The following is a 20,413-nucleotide window of genomic DNA, read 5'->3' as shown; positions in this document are numbered from 1 at the left end:
GTGATCGTCCTGATATGAAGACTCAAAGCACACCACAAGACAAATGTGGGAGCTGGCTTGCCTGCGATAGCGGTATTTCAACCAACGCCATCGTCGACTGATACACCGCTATCGCGGGCAAGCCCGGCTCCCACATTGGCTCTCTGTTGTTTGATCTATCGTGTTCGCATCAAGGTTTCAGGCTGGCCTGCACCGCCGCCACGCCGTCCTTGCCATCCAGGGTCGTCACACCCGCCAGCCAGCGCTGCAAGTCCTCGGGATTGTCCCGCAGCCATTGCTTGGCCACGTCCTGCGGTGTCTTGCGGTCCATGATCGGCACCATCAACTGGCTTTCCTGGGCGGCGGTGTAGGTCAGGTTTTCCAGCAGCCGGGTCACGTTGGGGCAACGTTCGGCGTAGTCCGGCGCCGTCACCGTGGAGACCGTGGCCATGCCCTCGTTGGCACCGAACACATCTTCACTGCCGGTCAGATACGCCATTTTCATGTTGATGTTCATCGGGTGCGGGGTCCAGCCGACAAACACCACGAACTCCTTGCGGTTCACCGCCCGCTGCACCGCGGCCAGCATGCCGGCTTCACCCGACGCCACCAGCTTGAAGCCGCCCAGGCCAAAGCGGTTGCTGTCGATCATTTTCTGGATGTCGGTATTGGCGCCGCTGCCCGGTTCGATGCCGTAAATCTTGCCGCCCAGTTTGTCCTTGAAGCGGGCAATGTCGGCAAAGGTTTTCAGGCCCGCATCGGCGACGTACTGCGGTACCGCCAGGGTGGCCTGGGCGTCGGACAGGCTCGGTTTGTCGAACACCTTGACCTGATTGGCGGCGAGAAATGGCGCGATGTTGTTGTCCATCGCCGGTTTCCAGTAGCCGAGGAAGATATCCAGGCGCTTGTCGCGGATGCCGGCAAAGATGATTTGCTGCACGGCGCTGGTTTGCTTGCTGTCATAGCCCAGGCCATTGAGCAGCACATCGGCCATGCCGCTGGTGGCGATCACGTCGGTCCAGCTGACCACGCCCATGCGCACGGCCTTGCACGAGGCCGGGTCGGCGGCCATCGCGTTGGCGCTCAGGAGGGCGGCGCCGGTGAGAATCAACAGGCAACGGTTGAACAGTCTTTTCATCGATGCGGTCTCACTCGGCAGTTTTATTGTGGGGATGGCGTCTGACGCGCCGTGCCCAACACCTTACCCAGCGGGACCTCGATCAAAGCGACCTGTGGCGACTGTGAGTTGCACTCAGGCGACTTGAGAGGTGTGTGGCTGTTGAGGGCCTCATCGCAGGCAAGCCAGCTCCCACATTTGAATATGTTTGCCATTCAAAAGGTGGGAGCCGGGCTTGCCCGCGATGGCTATCTCAACTGCGCAACCGATCACCGGTAGTGCTTTTGCCCCCATGCCAGGAACCCTTCCAGCAATTCCTTCAACACCACCCGCGTCGGTTCGGCCAAATCGGCGCGATAACGGAACGGCTCAAACTCTTCCATGTACGTGCACTGCCCCAGTTCCAGCTGCACGGCGTGGATGTTCTCGGCCGGATTGCCGTAGTGCCGGGTGATATGCCCGCCCTTGAAACGCCCGTTGAGCACATGGCTGTACTGCGGATGCCCGGCGCAGATGGCTTCCAGTTGGCTGGCCAGCTGCGGATCGCAGGCGGCGCCATTGAAGGTGCCGAGGTTGAAGTCCGGCAGCTTGCCTTCGAACAGGTGCGGGATCACCGAGCGGATCGAGTGCGCGTCAAACAGCAGCGCATAGCCGAACTCGGCCTTGAGCCGGGCCAGCTCGTTTTGCAGGGTTCGGTGATACGGCGTCCACACCTGCTCCAGGTACGTGGCGCGCTCGGCCTTGGACGGTTCCAGGCCTTCGCGGAACAGCGGCACACCGTCGAACAGCGTCGCCGGGTAGAGGCCGGTGGTGGCACCGACGTACAGCGGCTTGTCGTCTGAAGGCCGGTTCAGGTCGATGACAAAACGCGAATATTCGGCGGCCAGGGTGCTGGCGCCCAGTTCGTCGGCGAAGTCGTACAGCGTGGGAATGTGCCAGTCGGTGTCCGGCAGGCTTTGCGCCTCGGGGATCAGCCCGGCCTGCACCGCCGGCGTGAGACGCAGGCCCGCATGGGGCATGCTGATCAGCAGCGGTACGCGGCCTTGTTTGAAATTCAGAACCTTATCCACAGCGCTACTCCTCAAACGGTGACATCGGCGCCATGGCGCACGACGCGTTTATCCAGCTCGCCGCCCAGCCAGTAGGCCAGGTCGGCAGGGCGATCGATCTGCCAGGCGACAAAGTCCGCGACCTTGCCCACTTCCAGCGAGCCATGGCTGTCACCCAGGCCCAGGGCGGTGGCCGCGTGCTGCGTGGCGCCGGCCAGGGCTTCTTCCGGGGTCATGCGGAACAGGGTGCAGGCCATGTTCAGCATCAGGCGCACCGACAACGCCGGCGAGGTGCCCGGGTTGAGGTCGCTGGCAATGGCGATCTTCACGCCGTGCTTGCGCAGGGCGTCCATCGGCGGCAACTGGGTTTCCCGCAGGAAGTAGAACGCCCCCGGCAGCAACACCGCGACGGTGCCGGAAGCGGCCATGGCGATGGCGTCTTCTTCGGTCATGAACTCCAGATGGTCCGCCGACAGCGCCTGATAACGCGCCGCCAGGCTGGAGCCATGCAAGGACGACAATTGTTCGGCGTGCAGTTTTACCGGCAAGCCGAGTTTTTGGGCAGAGATGAACACGCGCTCCACCTGCTCTGGCGAAAACGCCAGGTATTCACAGAAGGCGTCGACCGCATCCACCAGGCCTTCCGCCGCCAGTGCCGGCAGCATCTCGGCGCAGATGTGGTCGATGTAGGCGTCGGCGCGGTCCGCGTACTCCGGCGGCAACGCGTGGGCCGCCAGGCAAGTACTGCGCACACTCACCGGCAACTCGGCGCCGAGGCGGCGGATCACCCGCAGAATCTTGCGCTCGCTGGCCAGGTCCAGGCCGTAGCCGGACTTGATCTCGACGGTGGTCACGCCGTCCCGCAGCAAACTGCGCAGGCGCTTGTGGCCGCTGGCAAACAACTCATCTTCGGTTGCCGCACGCGTGGCGCGCACGGTGCTGGCAATACCGCCACCGGCCGCTGCGATCTCGGCATAGCTCACGCCTTGCAGCCGCTGCTCGAACTCACCGCTGCGATTGCCACCGAACACCGTGTGGGTGTGGCAGTCGATCAGCCCGGGCGTGACCCACGCCCCCAGCAGGTCATGGGTGGTCGCGTAGTCCGCCTTCGGCAGATCGGCGCGCGGGCCGATCCACTCGATGAGCGTGCCCGAGGTCACGATAGCGGCATCCTCGATGATCGAGTAGTTGCCCTGGGCCATGGTTGCAACGTGGCAGTGTTGCCAAAGCGTTTTCATTCAACACCTGCGTTTGGTTATCGATGAGACAAAGCCGGGTCGTAGTGGACCTTGGCCGTTTGCCCGGCGGCGGGCTTGACCCACAGCAGGTAGGCAACGATCAGCAGGACGATCCACACGGCACCGACCATAAGGGCGGCCTGGGTGTCCGGGAAGTAACCCAGCACGCCGAAGATAAACAGCATGAACACGATGGCGGCCGCTGGCGCATAGGGCCAGAACGGCACCGGGAATTTCAGCTCGGCGATTTGCTCCTTGGTCATCGAGCGACGCATGGCCACCTGGGTGACCAGGATCATCAGCCACACCCACACCGTGGCGAAGGTCGCAATCGATGCGATCACCAGGAACACGTTTTCCGGGATCAGGTAATTGAGCACCACACCGCCCAGCAATGCGGCGCCCATCACCACCACCGTCATCCACGGCACGCCTTGTTTCGACAGCTGGGCAAACCCTTTGGGCGCCTGCCCTTGCTGGGCCAGGCCGAACATCATGCGGCCTGCGCCGAAGATGTCGCTGTTGATGGCCGAGACGGCAGCCGAGATCACCACGATATTGAGGATGGTCGCCGCCGAGCCTATCCCCAGGTTGCTGAAGATCTGCACGAACGGGCTGCCCTGGCTGCCGATCTGCGGCCACGGGTAGATCGCCATCAGCACAAACAACGTCAGCACGTAGAACAGCAGGATGCGCAACGGCACTGCGTTGATCGCCTTGGGGATCACCCGCTGCGGGTCCTTGGCCTCGCCTGCGGTGATGCCGATGATTTCGATGCCGCCAAAGGCAAACATCACCACCGCGAAGGACGCAATCAAGCCACCCACGCCGTTCGGCATGAAGCCGCCGTGGGCCCACAGGTTGCTGAGGCCGGTGGCCGGCGCTTCGCCCGCCGAGTGAATGCCGAACAGCATGATGCCGAAGCCGCCGAGGATCATCGCCACGATGGCGCCAACCTTGAGCAGCGACAGCCAGAACTCCATTTCGCCAAAGACTTTGACGTTGCACAGGTTCAAGCCGCCGATCAGCAGCACGATGCCCAGCACCCAGACCCAGCGCGCGACTTCGGGAAACCAGAAGCCCATGTAGATGCCGAAGGCGGTGACGTCGGCGAGGCAGACGATGATCATTTCAAAGGCGTAGGTCCAGCCGAGGATAAAGCCGGCCATCGGGCCCAGGTAGGTGCTGGCGTAGTGGCCGAAGGAGCCGGACACCGGGTTGTGCACGGCCATTTCGCCGAGGGCGCGCATCACCATGAACACGGCGGCGCCACCGATGAGGTAGGCCAGGAGTACAGCGGGGCCGGCCATCTGGATGGCGGAGGCGGAGCCGTAGAAGAGCCCGGTACCGATCGCGGAACCGAGCGCCATGAAGCGAATATGTCGGGCGGAGAGCCCGCGTTTCAAACCTTTTTCCTGGTGCATTTCTCGTCCCTATTTATTTTTATTTTCTGTAGGAGCGAGCTTGCTCGCGAAGGTATTCCAGGCGCATCGCTGCGGTGGATGTACCTTTTTCGCGAGCAAGCTCGCTCCTACAGGGGCATCCATCCCTTAGAGGCTCGGGAGCAACTTCGCCGGCACCAGCTCATTCAGGCATCGCGTCGCCAACAGCTCGGTCGCCGCGTTGATGTCCGGCGCAAAGAACCGGTCCTTCTCATAAAACGCCACTTTGCCGCGCAGAATCCCGCGGGCCTTTTCCAGCGCGGGCGAGGTTTTCAGACCATTGCGCAGGTCCAGGCCCTGGCACGCCGCCAACCATTCCACCGCCAGTACACCACGGGTGTTCTCGGCCATTTCCCACAGGCGCTTGCCTGCGGCCGGCGCCATCGACACGTGGTCTTCCTGGTTCGCCGAGGTCGGCAGGCTGTCGACGCTATGGGGATGGGCCAGCGCCTTGTTCTCGCTGGCCAGTGCCGCTGCCGTTACCTGGGCGATCATGAAGCCGGAGTTCACGCCACCGTTGGCCACCAGGAAGGGCGGCAGTTGCGACATGTGTTTGTCCATCATCAACGAGATACGACGCTCGCTCAGGGAACCGATTTCCGCGATGGCCAAGGCCATGTTGTCCGCCGCCATGGCCACCGGCTCTGCGTGGAAGTTGCCGCCGGAAATCACGTCACCTTCTGCCGCAAACACCAAGGGGTTATCGGACACCGCGTTGGCTTCCACCACCAGTACGTCGGCCGCCTGGCGGAACTGGGTCAGGCAGGCGCCCATGACTTGCGGCTGGCAGCGCAGGGAGTACGGGTCCTGGACCTTGTCGCAGTTTTCGTGGGACTGGGACACTTCACTGCTTTCACCCAGCAGGGCGCGATACGCGGCGGCGGAGTCGATCTGGCCACGCTGGCCACGGGCTGCGTGAATGCGCGCGTCGAACGGCGAGCGCGAACCCAGCACGGCTTCCACCGTCAGGGCGCCACAGGCCAGGGCACCGGCGAACAGGTCTTCGCCTTCGAACAGGCCCCGCAGCGCATACGCGGTGGAAACCTGGGTGCCGTTGAGCAGCGCCAGGCCTTCCTTGGCCGCCAGGGTCAGCGGCGTCAGGCCGGCGACTTTCAGCGCGGCGGTGGCTTCCAGCCATTCGCCTTTATAGCGGGCTTTGCCTTCGCCCAACAGCACCAGCGACATGTGAGCCAACGGCGCCAGGTCACCGGAGGCACCCACCGAGCCTTTCAGCGGAATGTGCGGGTACACCTCGGCGTTGATCAGGGCGATCAGCGCGTCGATCACCTGCCGGCGAATCCCGGAAAAACCACGGCTCAGGCTGTTGACCTTGAGCACCATGACCAGTCGCACCAGCGCATCGCTGATGGGCTCACCGACGCCGGCGGCATGGGACAGCACCAGGGAACGCTGGAGGTTTTCCAGGTCTTCGCTGGCGATACGGGTCGAGGCCAGCAGGCCGAAACCAGTGTTGATGCCGTACGCGGTGCGGTTCTCGGCGAGAATCTGCTCCACGCAGGCGACACTGGCGTCGATCTGGCTTGATGCGCTGGCATCCAGGCTGAGGGTTACCGGCTGCTGGTAGATGGCCCGCAGTTGGGCAAGGCTCAGTTGGCCTGGAATCAGATTTAGCGCAGTCACATTCATGCTCCTTTTGAGAGTGTTGTTAACTACCAGTCGCTCCGGATGCTTCCGTTATCCGCCGCTGCGCTCTTTTAGAGGATCAGCCGGCTTGGCACGCTGGTTATTGTTGGAAAAAGGTCAGTGCAAATTCGGTAACGTGTGTTGCAGCAAGTCGGTGTCTTTGAGCAGCGCCGCAGTGGCCGCAATGTCCGGCGCCAGCCAGCGGTCCTGGTCGTAGGCCGGGACATGTTCGCGCAGCAACCGCCAGGCGGTGTCGGTGCCGGCACCGAAGCGCTGTTCCTGCAGGAACTCGAACGCCTGGGCCGCCAGCAGGTACTCGATGGCGAGGATCTGGGTGACGTTTTCCAGCACCGAATGCAGCTTCAGCGCCGCGTTGGTGCCCATGCTCAGGTGATCTTCCTGCAGGCCGGAGGTGACGAAGTTATCCAGCACGGCCGGTTGCGCCAGCTGGCGGTTTTGCCCGCACAACGAGGCGGCGACGTACTGCACGATCATCATCCCGGAATTAACCCCGGGGTTGCTCACCAGGAACGCCGGCAGGCCACTGACGTGGGGGTTGATCAGGCGGTCCAGGCGGCGCTCGGCGATGGAGCCGATTTCAGCCATGGCAATCGCCAGCATGTCTGCCGCCAGCGCCACGGACTGCCCGTGCGGGTTGGCCTGGGAGACCACGCGGTAGTTGTCCGGCGTACCGAGCACCAGCGGGTTATCGGTGGCGCCGTTGAGTTCGGTTTCGATCTGCCGGGTGGCGTGCTCCAGTTGATCGCGAGCGGCGCCGTGCACCTGGGGAATCGAACGGATGCTCAGGGCGTCCTGGGTGCGAATGCCTTTGCTGCTGGCGATCACTTCACTGCCATCGAGCAACGCCCGCAGGTTGATGCCCACTTGCTGCATGCCCGGGTGCGGCTTGAGGGCGATGATCTCTTCGTCGAAGGCATCGATCTGCCCGCGCTGGCCTTCGAAGCTCATGGCGCCAATCACGTCGGCCCATTGCAGCAAACGGTGTGCATCGTCCAGCGCCAGGCAGCTGAGGCCGGTCATGCACGGCGTGCCGTTGACCAGGCACAGGCCATCTTTTGCTCCCAGCACCACCACCTGCAAACCTTCTTCGGCCAGGGCCTGGTGCGCCGGGACGATGCGGCCCCGGTAGCTGACATTGCCGACACCGAGCAAGGCGATGCTGATGTGGGCCATGTGGGTCAAATAGCCCACCGAGCCCTGGGATGGTACTTGCGGGGTGATGCCGTGGTTGAGCAGCGCCAGCAGCGAGTGCACCACCTGCGGGTGCAGCCCGGATTTGCCGTGGCTGTAGTTGATGATCGCTGCGCAAATGATCGCGCGGGTTTGCTCATCGCTCAGCGCCGGGCCGACGCCGCAGGCGTGGCTAAGCAGGGTGTTGCGCGACAGCCGGCTCAGTTGCTCGCCCTTGAGCGACACGTTGCACAGGGCACCCAGGCCGGTGTTGACGCCATAGGCGCGCTCGCCACTGGTGACGATGCGCTGGACGATGGCCTGGGCATTGTCGATACGCGCCCAGGCGTGGCCCGAGAGCTCGAGGACCGCGCCGTGGCGGGCCACGGCGACCACGTCCTGCCAACGCATCGGGGCGTCGGCGATGATGATTTTTTCAGCCTGGGACATCTTTGTACCTTCTCCAATTCTTGTGCAGCTTCACCGGCCGCATCGCAGGCAAGCCAGCTCCCACAGGGGGAATGCATTTCAACTGTGGGAGCTGGCTTGCCTGCGATAGCGCCAGCCAACTCACCACAAATCGCAGGTCAGACCACGGCAGCCCGCCGCTGAACAAACCGGTCCACGTATTCATCCGCCGGCGAATGCAGGATTTCCCGGGGGGTGCCGACCTGGATCAGCTTGCCGTCCTTGAGAATCGCAATGCGGTTGCCGATGCGCACGGCCTCGTCGAGGTCGTGGGTGATGAAGACGATGGTCTTGTGCAGGGTCTTTTGCAGTTCCAGCAACTGGTCTTGCATCTCGGCGCGAATCAGCGGGTCGAGGGCGCTGAACGCTTCGTCCATCAGGATGATGTCGGTGTCGGCCGCCAGGGCGCGGGCCAGGCCCACCCGTTGGCGCATGCCGCCGGACAGCTGGTGCGGGTATTTGTTTTCGTAGCCTTTGAGGCCTACGGTTTCGATCCAGTGCAGCGCACGCTCGGTGCACACTAGCTTGGTCTCGCCACGCACTTTCAGGCCGTAGGCGACGTTGTCCACCACGCTCTTGTGGGGCAGCAGGCCGAAGCTCTGGAACACCATGCTGATCTTGTGCCGACGGAATTGGCGCAGGGCTTCCATGTCCAGTTGCAGGATGTCTTCGCCGTCCACCAGGATCGCGCCGCTGGTGGGGTCGATCAGGCGGTTGAAGTGGCGCACCAGGGTCGACTTGCCGGAACCCGACAGGCCCATGATCACGAAGATCTCGCCGGTGCCGATGCTCAGGGACAGGTCGTTAACACCCACCACGCAACCGGTGTCGGCCAGTACCTGGTCCTTGGTCTTGCCCTGGCCGATCAGCGCCAGTGCTTCCTTGGAACGGTTGCCGAAAATCTTGAATACGTTTTTGACTTCAATCTTGCTGACGGTAGTCATTTGCTCGCCTCATGCCGTGGACGACCATAGGCCTGGGTAATGCGGTCGATGACCACTGCGAGAATCACAATCGCCAGGCCGGCTTCAAGGCCGCGCCCGACGTTAAGCGTCTGGATACCAACCAACACGTCTTCACCCAAGCCACGGGCGCCGATCATCGAGGCGATCACCACCATCGACAGGGCCATCATGGTGGTCTGGTTGATCCCGGCCATGATGCTCGGCAGGGCCAGCGGCAGTTGCACGCCGAACAGTTGCTGCCAGCGGTTGGCACCGAAGGCGTTGATCGCTTCCATGACCTCACCGTCTACCTGGCGAATGCCCAGGTCGGTCAGGCGAATCAGGGGCGGCGCGGCGTAGATCACCGTGGCGAAAATCGCCGGGACCTTGCCCAGGCCAAACAGCATCAACACCGGGATCAGGTACACGAAGCTGGGCATGGTTTGCATGATGTCCAGCAGCGGCATCAATACCGAGCGCAGGCGATTGCTGCGGGCCGACAGAATCCCCAGGGGAATGCCGATCAGCACCGAGATCACCGTGGCCACCATCATCAGCGCCAGGGTTTGCATCAGCTTGTCCCACAGGCCAACGGCGCCCACCAGGAACAGCAAACCGACAATCACCGCCGTGGTGACCACCTTGCGTGTGGCGTGCCAGGCGATGCCGCCGACAATCGCCAGCATCAACCACCAGGGCGCCGCGCGCAGCACGCCTTCCAGGTTGACGATGGCCCACAACAGGGTGTCGGAGATGTGCCGGAACACATCGCCGTAGTTGGTCACCAGTGAATCAACCCAACCATTGACCCAGTCGGCGATGGAAAACGTAAAACTCTCAGGAAACATAATGTGCTCTCGATCCAGTGGGTTGTGGCCGGGCGTCCGGTTGCCGGTGAGGGCAACCGGAAACGCTCAACCTACAAGGCCGCGTCGATTTTCTTGGCTGCGTCGTCGCTCACCCAGGCGTGCCAGACTTCAGGATGTTCCTTGAGGAAAATTTTCGCCAGTTTTGAAGAATCAATTCGCTCTTTCGCCATGCGGCCCAGGTTCTGGTTAAGCAGGTCAATTGGCAAGTTGACCTTCTCCAGCACGGCCACCAGCTCCGGTGCTTGTTCGTCGAATACCTTGGACACGCCGACCTTGATGGTCACGCTTTTATCCACGCCGGGTTTTTCTTCCAGCTTCACCAGGTCGACCTGGCCCATCAACGGCGTTGGCGACCAGTAGTAGAACAGGATCGGCTCGCCGCGCTTGTAGCTCGACAGCACCGCCGCATCCAGCGCCGGGCCGGTGCCTGGGCGGAAGTTGGTGTAGGTGCTTTCCAGGCCATAGCTTTTCAGCATCTCGCTGTTATCCAGCTCGCAGGTCCAGCCGGCCGGGCAGTTATAGAAACGGCCTTTGGAGGGTTCTTCCTGGTCTTTGAACACCGCGGAATACTTGGCCAGGTCGGCGATGGTTTTCAGGTCCGGCGCCTTGGGTTCCAGCTTGCGCTTGGCGTCGCCTTCGATCACATAACGCGGCACGTACCAGCCTTCGACGGCGCCCACCACCGGCGCGCCGACACCGATGACTTTGCCGGCCTTCTCGGCCTTGTTCCAGACTTCGCTGCGGCCTACCCACTCCTCGGCGAACACCTGGATGTCATTGCTGCTCAGGGCGTTTTCCATGGTGATGGAGTTGCCCGGCAGGCTGTCGGTTTTGCAGTCGTAGCCTTTTTCCAGCACGGTTTGCAGGATGTCGGTGAGCAACATGCCGCTTTCCCAGTTCAGGCCGGCGAACTTCACCGGCTTGCCGGATTCGCACCAACCCGCCGCCTGAGCGCCAGCAGAAGCCAGCAAGCCTGCAGAGAACAAAGTGCCCAGCAGGGTCTTATTCATTTTCATTGTTGTGACGCTCCCAATCTTGAAATGGATTACGGCAGTCAGTAGGCATCCTGCCCTGTCCACGTCCCATCAGGCTTGTGCAGCCAGCCCGTTTGTCGTTGGTGCAGCGCCCTGCTCTACCGGCAGGATCAGTCGTTCAGGTATTGCGCTGTGCCATTTTTTGGCGGCCCAGTAGTAAAGCGCAGCCGGCACCACCAGGCCGATGATCCAGGAAATATCGGTGTCGCCGAGGCTGGCAACCAGTGGCCCGGTGTAGAAGTGCGTGGAGATGAACGGCATCTGGATCAACACGCCAAACACGTAGATGCTGATGCCCATCAGGTTCCAGCGGCCGTAACGACCTTCGGGATTGGACAGTGCCGGGATGTCGTAGCGTTCTTTGGTGATGCAGTAGAAGTCCACCAGGTTAATCGCGCTCCAGGGCGTGAAAAACGCCAGCAGGAACAGGATGAACGCGGAGAAATCCTTGAGGAACGAATCCTTGCCCAGCAACGCCAGCCCGGCGGCAATCGACACCATCACGAAGATGTACAGCAGCCGCGTGCCACTGCCGATATGGCGGCTGCCACGGAAGCCACTGATGATCGTCGCGATCGACATGAAGCTGCCGTAGGCATTCAGGGTGGTCACGGTGACCTTGCCGAAGGCGATGCTGAAATACAGCAGCGCCGCGACGATCCCGGTGCCGCCCAGGCCAACGATAAACGACACTTCGTGGTGAGCGAATTGGGAACCGGCCAGGGCCGCAGCAAACACCCCGAACACCATCGAAGCCTGTGCGCCGATCACCGAACCGAGGCCCACGGCCCAGAAGGTTTTCGACGCCGGCGTGCTGCGCGGCAAGTACCGCGAGTAGTCCGCGACATATGGACCGAACGCAATCTGCCAGGACGCCGACAGGGAAATCGCCAGCAGGAAACTGCTGAGGGAAAAATGCTTGTTACCCAGCAACGCACCGACGTCGTTACCCGCCAGCAGCTTGTAGAACAGGTAGATGAAAGCCACCACCCCCAGCACGCTGGCCACCCGGCCAATGCCGTGGATGACGCGGTAGCCGAATATTGTGAAGACCATGATCAGCGCCGCGAACAGCACGATGCCGACCCAGTCTTCAACGTGGAGCAACTGCGCCACCGCCTGCCCTGCCAGCAATGAACCGCTGGCGGAAAACCCGATGTACATCAGGCACACCAGCACCAGCGGGATCACCGCGCCATACACGCCAAACTGCACACGGCTGGAGATCATTTGCGGCAAGCCAAGCTGCGGGCCCTGGGCGGCGTGCAGCGCCATGACGCCGCCGCCCAGCAGTTGACCGATCAACAGACCGATCAACGACCAGAACACATCACCGCCCAGCACCACGGCCAGGGCCCCGGTGACAATCGCAGTGATTTGCAGGTTGGCACCCAGCCACAGGGTGAACTGACTTAATAGACGGCCGTGTCTTTCCGCTTCCGGGATGTAGTCGATCGAACGCCTTTCGATCAACGGGGTGGTGCTTGCACGAGCGTCTTTGACAGCCATTTATGTTCAACCTCTGATGGATTGTTCTGTATGTGGATTGCTCTTCTGTGGGAGCTGGCTTGCCTGCGATGGCATCACCTCGGTCTTACTGACAAACCGAGTCGCCTGCATCGCGGGCAAGCCCGGCTCCCACAACAACCGAGCCGGTCTTTATTTGATCATCGGGAGATTGAGGCCCTGCTCTTTGGCACAGTCGATCGCGATCTGGTAACCCGCATCGGCATGACGCATCACGCCGGTGGCCGGGTCGTTGTGCAGCACGCGAGCGATGCGCTCAGCCGCTTCGTCGGTGCCGTCGCAGACAATCACCATGCCGGAGTGCTGGGAGAACCCCATGCCGACGCCGCCGCCGTGGTGCAACGAGACCCAGGTCGCGCCGCTGGCGGTGTTGAGCAAAGCGTTGAGCAGTGGCCAGTCGGACACGGCATCGGAACCGTCCTGCATCGATTCGGTTTCACGGTTGGGGCTGGCCACCGAGCCGGAGTCCAGGTGGTCGCGGCCGATCACAACCGGTGCCGACAGCTCGCCGCTGCGCACCATTTCGTTGAACGCCAGGCCGAGCTTGGCGCGCTGACCCAGGCCCACCCAGCAGATACGGGCCGGCAGCCCCTGGAAGCTGATGCGCTCGCGGGCCATGTCCAGCCAGTTGTGCAGGTGGGCGTCGTCCGGGATCAGCTCTTTGACTTTGGCGTCGGTCTTGTAGATGTCCTGCGGGTCGCCCGACAGTGCAGCCCAACGGAACGGGCCGATGCCGCGGCAGAACAACGGACGGATATAAGCCGGTACGAAACCCGGGAAGTCGAAGGCGTTTTCCACGCCTTCTTCCTGGGCCATCTGGCGGATGTTGTTGCCGTAGTCGAAGGTCGGGATGCCTTGCTTCTGGAACTCAAGCATGGCTTTGACGTGCACGGCCATGGACTGTTTGGCGGCCTTGATCACGGCGGCCGGTTCGGTCTTGGCGCGGGCGCGGTATTCGTCCCAGGTCCAGCCGGCGGGCAGGTAGCCGTTGAGCGGGTCGTGGGCGCTGGTCTGGTCGGTGACCATGTCCGGGCGCACGCCACGCTTGACCAGTTCCGGCAGGATTTCAGCCGCGTTGCCCAGCAGGGCGATGGAGATCGCGCGGCCTTCCTTGGTGTACTTGTCGATGCGGGCCAGGGCGTCGTCGAGGTCGGTGGCTTGCTCGTCGACGTAGCGGCTGCTCAAGCGGAAGTCGATGCTGACCTGCTGGCATTCGATGTTCAGCGAGCAAGCGCCGGCCAGGGTGGCGGCCAGCGGTTGGGCGCCGCCCATGCCGCCGAGCCCGGCGGTCAGGACCCAACGGCCCTTGAGGTCATCGTTGTAGTGCTGGCGGCCGGCTTCGACGAAGGTTTCGTAGGTGCCCTGGACGATGCCCTGGCTGCCGATGTAGATCCAGCTACCGGCGGTCATCTGGCCGTACATGGCCAGGCCCTTGGCATCCAGTTCGTTGAAGTGTTCCCAGCTCGCCCAGTGCGGCACCAGGTTGGAGTTGGCGATCAACACGCGCGGGGCGTTGCTGTGGGTCTTGAACACGCCCACGGGTTTGCCGGATTGCACCAGCAAGGTTTCGTCGTCATTGAGGTGGGTCAGGCTTTCGACGATCTGGTCGTAGCATTCCCAGTTACGCGCTGCACGGCCGATACCGCCGTACACCACCAACTCTTTCGGGTTTTCGGCAACCTGCGGATCGAGGTTGTTCATCAGCATGCGCAGCGGCGCTTCAGTCAGCCAGCTTTTGGCGGTCAGCGTGTTGCCGCGTGCGGCACGGATTTCAACGTCACGGTACTTGGTAGGCTTGGTCACAAAAAATTCCTCAACGATCAATGCGCGAACATGATTGGTGCGAAGAGGATGTCCATGGACTCTTACGCACACATCTTTACTTGTACATACAAGCATATGCAATCAAGCGGCCAACTTTGTTGAGGAGGGTTGAAGATTTTTTGCGCAGGGGTGTGGAAGCCTTGGAAAATAAGGCTTCACGCTCTGATGAAATTTCTTACAGCGATGTTTTACTTCGAGGGAGGCTCGTTACCAAGGCAGGGTTTTGCGCCATGCTGGGGCGTTCGGTAACAAGTTGGTGCGGGAAGTGGAAACAGTTTCTGTAGGAGCGAGCTTGCTCGCGAAAAACGTACATTCAATGCAGCAATGCGCCTGGAATACCTTCGCGAGCAAGCTCGCTCCTACAGGGATTTAGTGTGCAGTCAGCTCGATGACGCAGCAGCGGCCGGTGATGGATACGTCCAGCAAGCCGGTATTACCGTCCACTTGCAGGCAATCATGACGGTTCAGCCTTTCACCCAACACCTTCACTTCATCGGCCACGCTGAACACCAGTACGGTGTGCGCCGCACTGAAGAAACGCTGCGTACCATCCATCCACTGCAACCGCGCCTGATAGCGCTGCGGCGAATAGATCAGGTTGAAATCGCGAATCGGCCCGCCGATCAACCGACAGGACACCTGGCTGTCACCCTTGAACGGGAATGGCTGCAGCGGTAACAACCCGCGCTGCTCTTCGCCATCCACCGTCAGCACCATGCCCGAGCCTTGCAGCACCGTGATGATGCGCTGGTACCCGGCAAAGCTTGAGAACCCGCCCGACTCGGCGATATCGGCAATCGACAGGCGCCAGCCGAAACCGTCCAGGCCCTCGCCTGCATCACGGGTGATTTCTTCAGTGCTGCCGCCGCCGTTTTTCCACGGCATGCGGATGTAATCGGTGGCACGCCAGACTTTCATCGAACTCATTTACTGAAACGTCCTTCCAGGCTATGACGGGAACCGGGGTGGATCAATCGTGCGGCCGTGACCGGCTGGCGGCCAGACCAGGTGCGGCGGCGAATCAGCAGGCAGGGCTCGCTGGTTTCGATTTGCAGCAGCTTGCATTCATCGGCGTCGGCCAGGATCGCCTCCACCACGTGCTCGCCTTCGGTCAGCGGTGCCACCTGGTTGAGGTAGGCATAAGGGGTTTGCTGGGTGAAATCCTGCTGCAGGTATTCCGGCGCCACCAGGGCGTTGACGAAACGGTCTTCGATTTGCACCGGAATGTCGTTTTCGTAGTGCACGATCAGCGAGTGGAACACCCGCCCGCCTTCGCGCATTTCCAGGGCAACGGCGCGCTCGGAACCGGCGGCTTCTTCACCGAGGGTGATGACCTTGCAGGTGTGGCGATGGCCGCGGGAGGCGATCTCATCGGCAATGTTGTGCACTTCAAACAGGGCCGACTGGCTCTTGGGCTCGGCGACAAACGTGCCCACGCCCTGCATGCGCACCAGCAGGCCTTCGGCGGTCAACTCACGCAGGGCGCGGTTGATGGTCATGCGGCTGAAGCCCAGTTGGTTGACCAGCTCACTTTCCGACGGCACGCGATAATGGGGCGGCCAGTTGCCGTTGAGAATCTGCTGGCTGATCATCTGTTTGACGCGGGCGTACAAGGGCGCCGGACTTTCGTCCATGTGGGCAGCCAGTGAAGACTTGGCGGGCGGAGTCGGCACAGGAAATCCTTGTAGGTGAAAAAGAAGCATAGCTTGCCGGAGTTTACCGAGCAGGCAAACGTCTGTATATGTATATACAAATAAACACACGACCGGGGTGCCTTAATCATGTCCGCTTTCTTTGCCGAACGCGCGCTGCTGCCTAATGGATGGGCCAATGATGTACGTCTTGAAGTCAGCGCCGATGGCCTGCTGACCCAGGTTGAGCCCAACGCCAGTGCAGACGGTGCCGAGCGGCTCAGGGGCCCGGTGTTGGCGGGCATGCCGAACCTGCATTCCCATGCGTTCCAGCGGGCGATGGCCGGGTTGGCGGAAGTGGCCGGCAACCCGAATGACAGCTTCTGGACCTGGCGCGACTTGATGTATCGCATGGTAGGCAAGATCAGCCCCAACCAGCTGCAGGTCATCGCGCGCCAGCTGTATATCGAGATGCTCAAGGCCGGCTACACCTCGGTGGCCGAATTTCACTACGTGCACCACGACGTCAGCGGCCAGCCCTATGCCGACCCGGCGGAGTTGTCGCGACAAATCAGCCAGGCGGCCGCCAGCAGCGGTATCGGCCTGACGTTGTTGCCGGTGCTGTACAGCCATTCCGGTTTCGGCGGCCAGGCTCCCAATGAAGGCCAGCGCCGCTTTATCAACAGCACCGAAAATTACCTGAACCTGCAGTCACGCCTGCAACCGATTCTGGCCGCACAACCGGCGCAACAACTGGGCCTGTGCTTCCACTCGCTGCGCGCCGTCACCCCGCAGCAGATCAGCGAGGTGCTGGCCGCCAGCGACAAGGCGTGCCCGGTGCATATCCACATCGCCGAGCAGCAAAAAGAAGTCGACGACTGCCTGGCCTGGAGCGGCCAGCGTCCGCTGCAATGGCTGTATGACCATGTTGAAGTGGACCGGCGCTGGTGCCTGGTGCACGCCACCCACGCCAACCCGGAAGAAGTGACGCTGATGGCCAAGAGTCGGGCGATTGCCGGGCTGTGCCTGACCACCGAAGCCAACCTGGGCGACGGGATTTTCCCGGCGGTGGATTTCCTGGCCCAGGGCGGGCGCATGGGGATTGGTTCCGACAGCCACGTATCACTGAGCGTGGTGGAAGAATTGCGCTGGCTGGAATATGGGCAGCGGCTGCGGGACCAGCGGCGCAACCGGTTGTATCGCAATGATCAGCCGATGGTCGGTCGTACACTGTTTGATGCCGCGCTGGACGGCGGTGCCGAGGCATTGGGGCAGCCGGTTGGGCGCCTGGAAGTCGGCAAACGGGCTGACTGGCTGGTACTGGACGGCAACGATCCGTACCTGGCGACCGCGAACGAAGACGGGATTCTCAATCGCTGGCTGTTTGCCGGCGGTGATCGCCAGGTGCGGGACGTGCTGGTCAACGGCCAATGGGTGATTCGCGACGGGCATCACGCGGCTGAAGAACAAAGCAGCCGGGCGTTTACCCAGGTCTTGCGGGATTTGCTGGGCTAACAGACGACACATAACAAAATGTGGGAGCTGGCTTGCCTGCGATAGCCGTTGTGAATCCAACACCGCTATCGCAGGCAAGCCAGCTCCCACATTGGAAGGGTAGCGCTCTTCAGTTACTGCGAAGTCTTTGCCATCTGCTTGTCCGATGTCCGCCAGATCAAGCGGGTGGTGTCATACCCCTGTTGCCGCGCCCTGCTCAGCAGGTCTTCGCGGGTATCGGCGCTGACAGTCGGCGTGCGGGACAACAGCCACATGTAGCGGCGGCTCGGGCTGCCGACAATGGCGGTCTTGTAGTCATCGCTGATGTACAACACCCAGTAATCGCCCTTCGCAACGCCCGGCAACAGCGCAGTGAACCAGTTATTGAATTCGACCCAGAGCTTGTCGGTCTTGCCGGCGACCTGCGGCGTGGCCGTGCCCTTGGCTTCTTCCCACTTCCACTCAGGCGTCAGGCAGCGGTTGAACACCGACATGTTGCCATCGGGCAACAGCGTGTAGCGGGCTTCGGACTGCGCGCAATTGCGCTGGAAGTACATCGGCAAACGGGCCAACTCATACCAGGTGCCCTGGTAACGCTTGAGGTTGACGCTGCCAACGGTCTTGGGTTGCAGATCATCGCCAGAATGGCTGGCGCAGCCCGCCAAAAACAGGCTGGCGCAGAGATATAAAACGAAACGCATCATGTTGTTTTTCTCCCGCAGGCTTTCGCCCCGGTTTACTTCAGGCCTTGCCCGGAAAAAATCAGTACTTTGTCACCGGCGTATTGCACGCTGATAAAGCTGTTTTTATCGCCCCAGGTGCAACTGGACATACCCAGCGCGCCCGAACAATCAGTCGGCTTACCCAGCAACGACTCCACCTCGGGCTTGGCCATGCCGGCCGACAGTTTTGCGTAATTTTCTTGAGTGACCTTGCTGCAAGCGGCCAGAAGCACGCAAAACGACAACAGGGCGAGACGGCGTAACGACATGGAAAAACTCCTGGAGAGACGAAGCAGCTTGGGGGTCTGCCAGAAGCTTAGAAGGGAAAAGGGGTGTCTGGTTCCCGATGGGGGGTGGTATTTCTTTTTTCTGCCAGGGCGGTGTTTTTCCAAAGATTCATAGGGTTTCTGGATGGACGTGCCTTTCGTCGCACCCGTTGAATGATCAACTATTCCCTCGATACAAAGGACCGAATAAAGACTAAAATCAGTCCTGCCTTTGAGATAGGACCCCCCAATGAAACTCTCATCCCAGATCAAACCTATCAGCTACTTGAAAAGCCACACCGCCGAGATTGTGAAAAACCTCACTGAAAGCCGCGAACCGTTAGTCATCACCCAAAATGGTGAGGCCAAGCTGGTTGTGATGGATGTGAAGAGTTTTGAAGAGCAAGAAGAGACCATGGCGCTGTTAAAGCTACTCGCTTTGGGAAACCGCCAGATTGAACTGGGTCAGTTTCAAGAAATGGAGGACGTGTTCGCAGAGCTGGACAGGGACGAAGCACAATGAGTTTCAGGGTTGAGATTCTTCATTCTGCTAAATCTGATCTCAAAGAAATCAAGCCCTATCTGACCCGTCAGTTTTCCGCAGCCTCCTGGCAACAAACCTATGATTCATTGAAGCAAGCTCTGCGCCGCATCGAAACCCAGCCTTACGCGGGCTCAATGCCAGAAGAGATTGAGAGGCTCAACCTCAGTCAGTACCGGCAGGTCGTGTGTGGAATGAATCGGATTATTTATGAAGTCAGAGATAAAACCATCTACGTCCATATCATCGCGGAGACACGGAAAAACCTGCAGTCGCTGCTGCTGAAAAGCCTTATTCAATAAACAAAAAAGCCCCGAAACGCTGAAACGTTTCGGGGCTTTTGCTTACCGCAAAGACTTACGCCTTGTGGTAACCGGTCACACGCTCAACTTCTTCCTTCGAACCCAGGAACACCGCCACGCGCTGGTGCAGGCCTTCAGGCTGGATGTCGAGGATGCGCTGGTGGCCGTCGGTGGACGCACCGCCCGCCTGCTCAACCAGGAACGACATCGGGTTGGCTTCGTACATCAGGCGCAGCTTGCCCGGCTTGGACGGCTCGCGGCTGTCACGTGGGTACATGAACAGGCCACCACGGGTCAGGATGCGGTGCACATCGGCAACCATCGCTGCCACCCAGCGCATGTTGAAGTTCTTCTTCAACGGGCCTTCTTCGCCGGCCATCAACTCGCCCACATAGCGGGTGACCGGCTCTTCCCAGTGGCGCTGGTTGGACATGTTGATCGCAAATTCCTGGGTGGACGCAGGAATGGTGATGTCTTCGTGGGTCAGCACGAAGCTGCCCATTTCACGGTCCAGGGTGAAGCCTTTGACGCCGTCGCCCAGGGTCAGTACCAGCATGGTCTGTGGGCCGTAGATCGCATAACCGGCCGCCACCTGCTCGGTACCTGGCTGCAGGAAGGCCTTTTCGTTCAAGGCTTCGTTCTGGCTCAGGTATTCGTTCGGGCAACGCAGTACCGAGAAGATGGTGCCAACCGGCGCGTTGATGTCGATGTTCGACGAACCGTCCAACGGGTCGAATACCAGCAGGTATGCGCCTTTCGGGTATTTGCCCGGGATCTGGTAGGCATTGTCCATTTCTTCGGACGCCATGCCGGCCAGGTGGCCGCCCCATTCGTTGGCTTCGAGCAGGATTTCGTTGGAAATCACGTCGAGCTTCTTCTGCACTTCGCCTTGTACGTTTTCGGTGCCCATGCTGCCCAGGACACCACCCAGCGCGCCTTTGGAGACGGCGTGGCTGATTTCCTTGCAAGCACGCGCCACCACTTCGATAAGGAAGCGCAGATCGGCAGGCGTGTTGTTGCTGCGGGTCTGCTCGATCAAATAGCGACTCAGGGTAACGCGGGACATGGAAGGCTCCGGAAATGGGGGGCTAAAAACCCGCGCAGTTTAACGCGAGTCGGGGCGTATTTCCT

19 protein-coding genes are annotated in these 20,413 nt (G+C 61.1%); 3 read left to right on the top strand and 16 right to left on the bottom strand.

The features are described from left to right. Positions 1-169: 169 nt before the first annotated feature. The 13 genes from HX855_RS03060 to hutC all read right to left on the bottom strand — a co-directional run bounded on the left by HX855_RS03060 (position 170) and on the right by hutC (position 15,960). A complete protein-coding gene (locus HX855_RS03060; protein ID WP_177088705.1) occupies positions 170-1,117 on the bottom strand; it encodes a choline ABC transporter substrate-binding protein in 948 nt (315 codons plus the stop codon). Positions 1,118-1,365: 248 nt separating this feature from the next. Continuing rightward, positions 1,366-2,166, bottom strand: coding sequence for an N-formylglutamate deformylase (gene hutG, locus HX855_RS03055; protein ID WP_177088706.1), 801 nt, complete (start codon positions 2,164-2,166; stop codon positions 1,366-1,368). 11 nt (positions 2,167-2,177) lie between these two features. After that, positions 2,178-3,383 carry an imidazolonepropionase gene (hutI, locus tag HX855_RS03050; RefSeq protein ID WP_177088707.1) on the bottom strand — a complete coding sequence of 402 codons (1,206 nt, stop codon included), beginning with the start codon at positions 3,381-3,383 and terminating at the stop codon, positions 2,178-2,180. A gap of 17 nt (positions 3,384-3,400) precedes the next feature. Further along, positions 3,401-4,807 carry an amino acid permease gene (locus HX855_RS03045; protein WP_177088708.1) on the bottom strand — a complete coding sequence of 469 codons (1,407 nt, stop codon included), beginning with the start codon at positions 4,805-4,807 and terminating at the stop codon, positions 3,401-3,403. A 126-nt stretch (positions 4,808-4,933) separates the two neighbouring features. Next, a complete protein-coding gene (hutH, locus tag HX855_RS03040) occupies positions 4,934-6,472 on the bottom strand; it encodes a histidine ammonia-lyase (RefSeq protein WP_177088709.1) in 1,539 nt (512 codons plus the stop codon). 114 nt (positions 6,473-6,586) lie between these two features. After that, a complete protein-coding gene (hutH, locus tag HX855_RS03035) occupies positions 6,587-8,110 on the bottom strand; it encodes a histidine ammonia-lyase (protein WP_177088710.1) in 1,524 nt (507 codons plus the stop codon). A gap of 137 nt (positions 8,111-8,247) precedes the next feature. Beyond that, positions 8,248-9,072, bottom strand: a complete 825-nt coding sequence (locus HX855_RS03030; protein WP_177088711.1) for a glycine betaine/L-proline ABC transporter ATP-binding protein — start codon at positions 9,070-9,072, stop codon at positions 8,248-8,250. Continuing rightward, complete coding sequence (locus HX855_RS03025; RefSeq protein WP_177088712.1) at positions 9,069-9,920, bottom strand: proline/glycine betaine ABC transporter permease; 852 nt, start codon at positions 9,918-9,920, stop codon at positions 9,069-9,071. The genes HX855_RS03030 and HX855_RS03025 overlap by 4 nt, the downstream gene beginning before the upstream one ends. Before the next feature lie 71 nt (positions 9,921-9,991). Continuing rightward, a complete protein-coding gene (locus HX855_RS03020) occupies positions 9,992-10,957 on the bottom strand; it encodes an ABC transporter substrate-binding protein (protein WP_177088713.1) in 966 nt (321 codons plus the stop codon). 69 nt (positions 10,958-11,026) lie between these two features. Then, positions 11,027-12,484 carry a cytosine permease gene (locus HX855_RS03015; protein ID WP_177088714.1) on the bottom strand — a complete coding sequence of 486 codons (1,458 nt, stop codon included), beginning with the start codon at positions 12,482-12,484 and terminating at the stop codon, positions 11,027-11,029. A gap of 150 nt (positions 12,485-12,634) precedes the next feature. After that, the gene (gene hutU, locus HX855_RS03010; RefSeq protein WP_177088715.1) at positions 12,635-14,305 is read right to left on the bottom strand and encodes a urocanate hydratase; all 1,671 of its coding nucleotides are present in this window, start codon (positions 14,303-14,305) and stop codon (positions 12,635-12,637) included. A gap of 390 nt (positions 14,306-14,695) precedes the next feature. Then, positions 14,696-15,253 carry a HutD family protein gene (locus HX855_RS03005; protein ID WP_177088716.1) on the bottom strand — a complete coding sequence of 186 codons (558 nt, stop codon included), beginning with the start codon at positions 15,251-15,253 and terminating at the stop codon, positions 14,696-14,698. Then, the gene (gene hutC, locus HX855_RS03000) at positions 15,250-15,960 is read right to left on the bottom strand and encodes a histidine utilization repressor (RefSeq protein ID WP_003217980.1); all 711 of its coding nucleotides are present in this window, start codon (positions 15,958-15,960) and stop codon (positions 15,250-15,252) included. The genes HX855_RS03005 and hutC overlap by 4 nt, the downstream gene beginning before the upstream one ends. Positions 15,961-16,107: 147 nt before the next feature. Between hutC and HX855_RS02995 the strand changes: the two genes are divergently transcribed. After that, complete coding sequence (locus HX855_RS02995; RefSeq protein ID WP_177088717.1) at positions 16,108-17,472, top strand: formimidoylglutamate deiminase; 1,365 nt, start codon at positions 16,108-16,110, stop codon at positions 17,470-17,472. A gap of 113 nt (positions 17,473-17,585) precedes the next feature. Here HX855_RS02995 and HX855_RS02990 read toward each other — a convergent pair whose 3' ends face one another. After that, positions 17,586-18,155: a lipocalin family protein gene (locus HX855_RS02990; RefSeq protein WP_177088718.1), complete on the bottom strand. Its 570-nt coding sequence runs from the start codon at positions 18,153-18,155 to the stop codon at positions 17,586-17,588. 32 nt (positions 18,156-18,187) lie between these two features. Then, the gene (locus HX855_RS02985) at positions 18,188-18,442 is read right to left on the bottom strand and encodes a hypothetical protein (RefSeq protein ID WP_177088719.1); all 255 of its coding nucleotides are present in this window, start codon (positions 18,440-18,442) and stop codon (positions 18,188-18,190) included. Positions 18,443-18,689: 247 nt separating this feature from the next. Here HX855_RS02985 and HX855_RS02980 point away from each other — a divergent pair, with 247 nt between their 5' ends. Both HX855_RS02980 and HX855_RS02975 read left to right on the top strand, forming a co-directional pair. Further along, a complete protein-coding gene (locus tag HX855_RS02980; protein WP_010169118.1) occupies positions 18,690-18,962 on the top strand; it encodes a type II toxin-antitoxin system Phd/YefM family antitoxin in 273 nt (90 codons plus the stop codon). Further along, positions 18,959-19,282: a type II toxin-antitoxin system RelE/ParE family toxin gene (locus HX855_RS02975; RefSeq protein ID WP_177088720.1), complete on the top strand. Its 324-nt coding sequence runs from the start codon at positions 18,959-18,961 to the stop codon at positions 19,280-19,282. The genes HX855_RS02980 and HX855_RS02975 overlap by 4 nt, the downstream gene beginning before the upstream one ends. A 55-nt stretch (positions 19,283-19,337) precedes the next feature. On the opposite strand, the gene HX855_RS02970 is transcribed toward HX855_RS02975, so the two are convergent. Continuing rightward, positions 19,338-20,348: a class 1 fructose-bisphosphatase gene (locus HX855_RS02970; RefSeq protein ID WP_003217989.1), complete on the bottom strand. Its 1,011-nt coding sequence runs from the start codon at positions 20,346-20,348 to the stop codon at positions 19,338-19,340. Positions 20,349-20,413 lie beyond the last annotated feature (65 nt).

It is taken from the genome of Pseudomonas sp. IPO3778, from assembly GCF_013386825.1.
Taxonomy (GTDB): domain Bacteria; phylum Pseudomonadota; class Gammaproteobacteria; order Pseudomonadales; family Pseudomonadaceae; genus Aquipseudomonas.
Note: the sequence above shows the minus strand (reverse complement) of the source record. Positions and strands in the feature narration are given on the sequence as shown.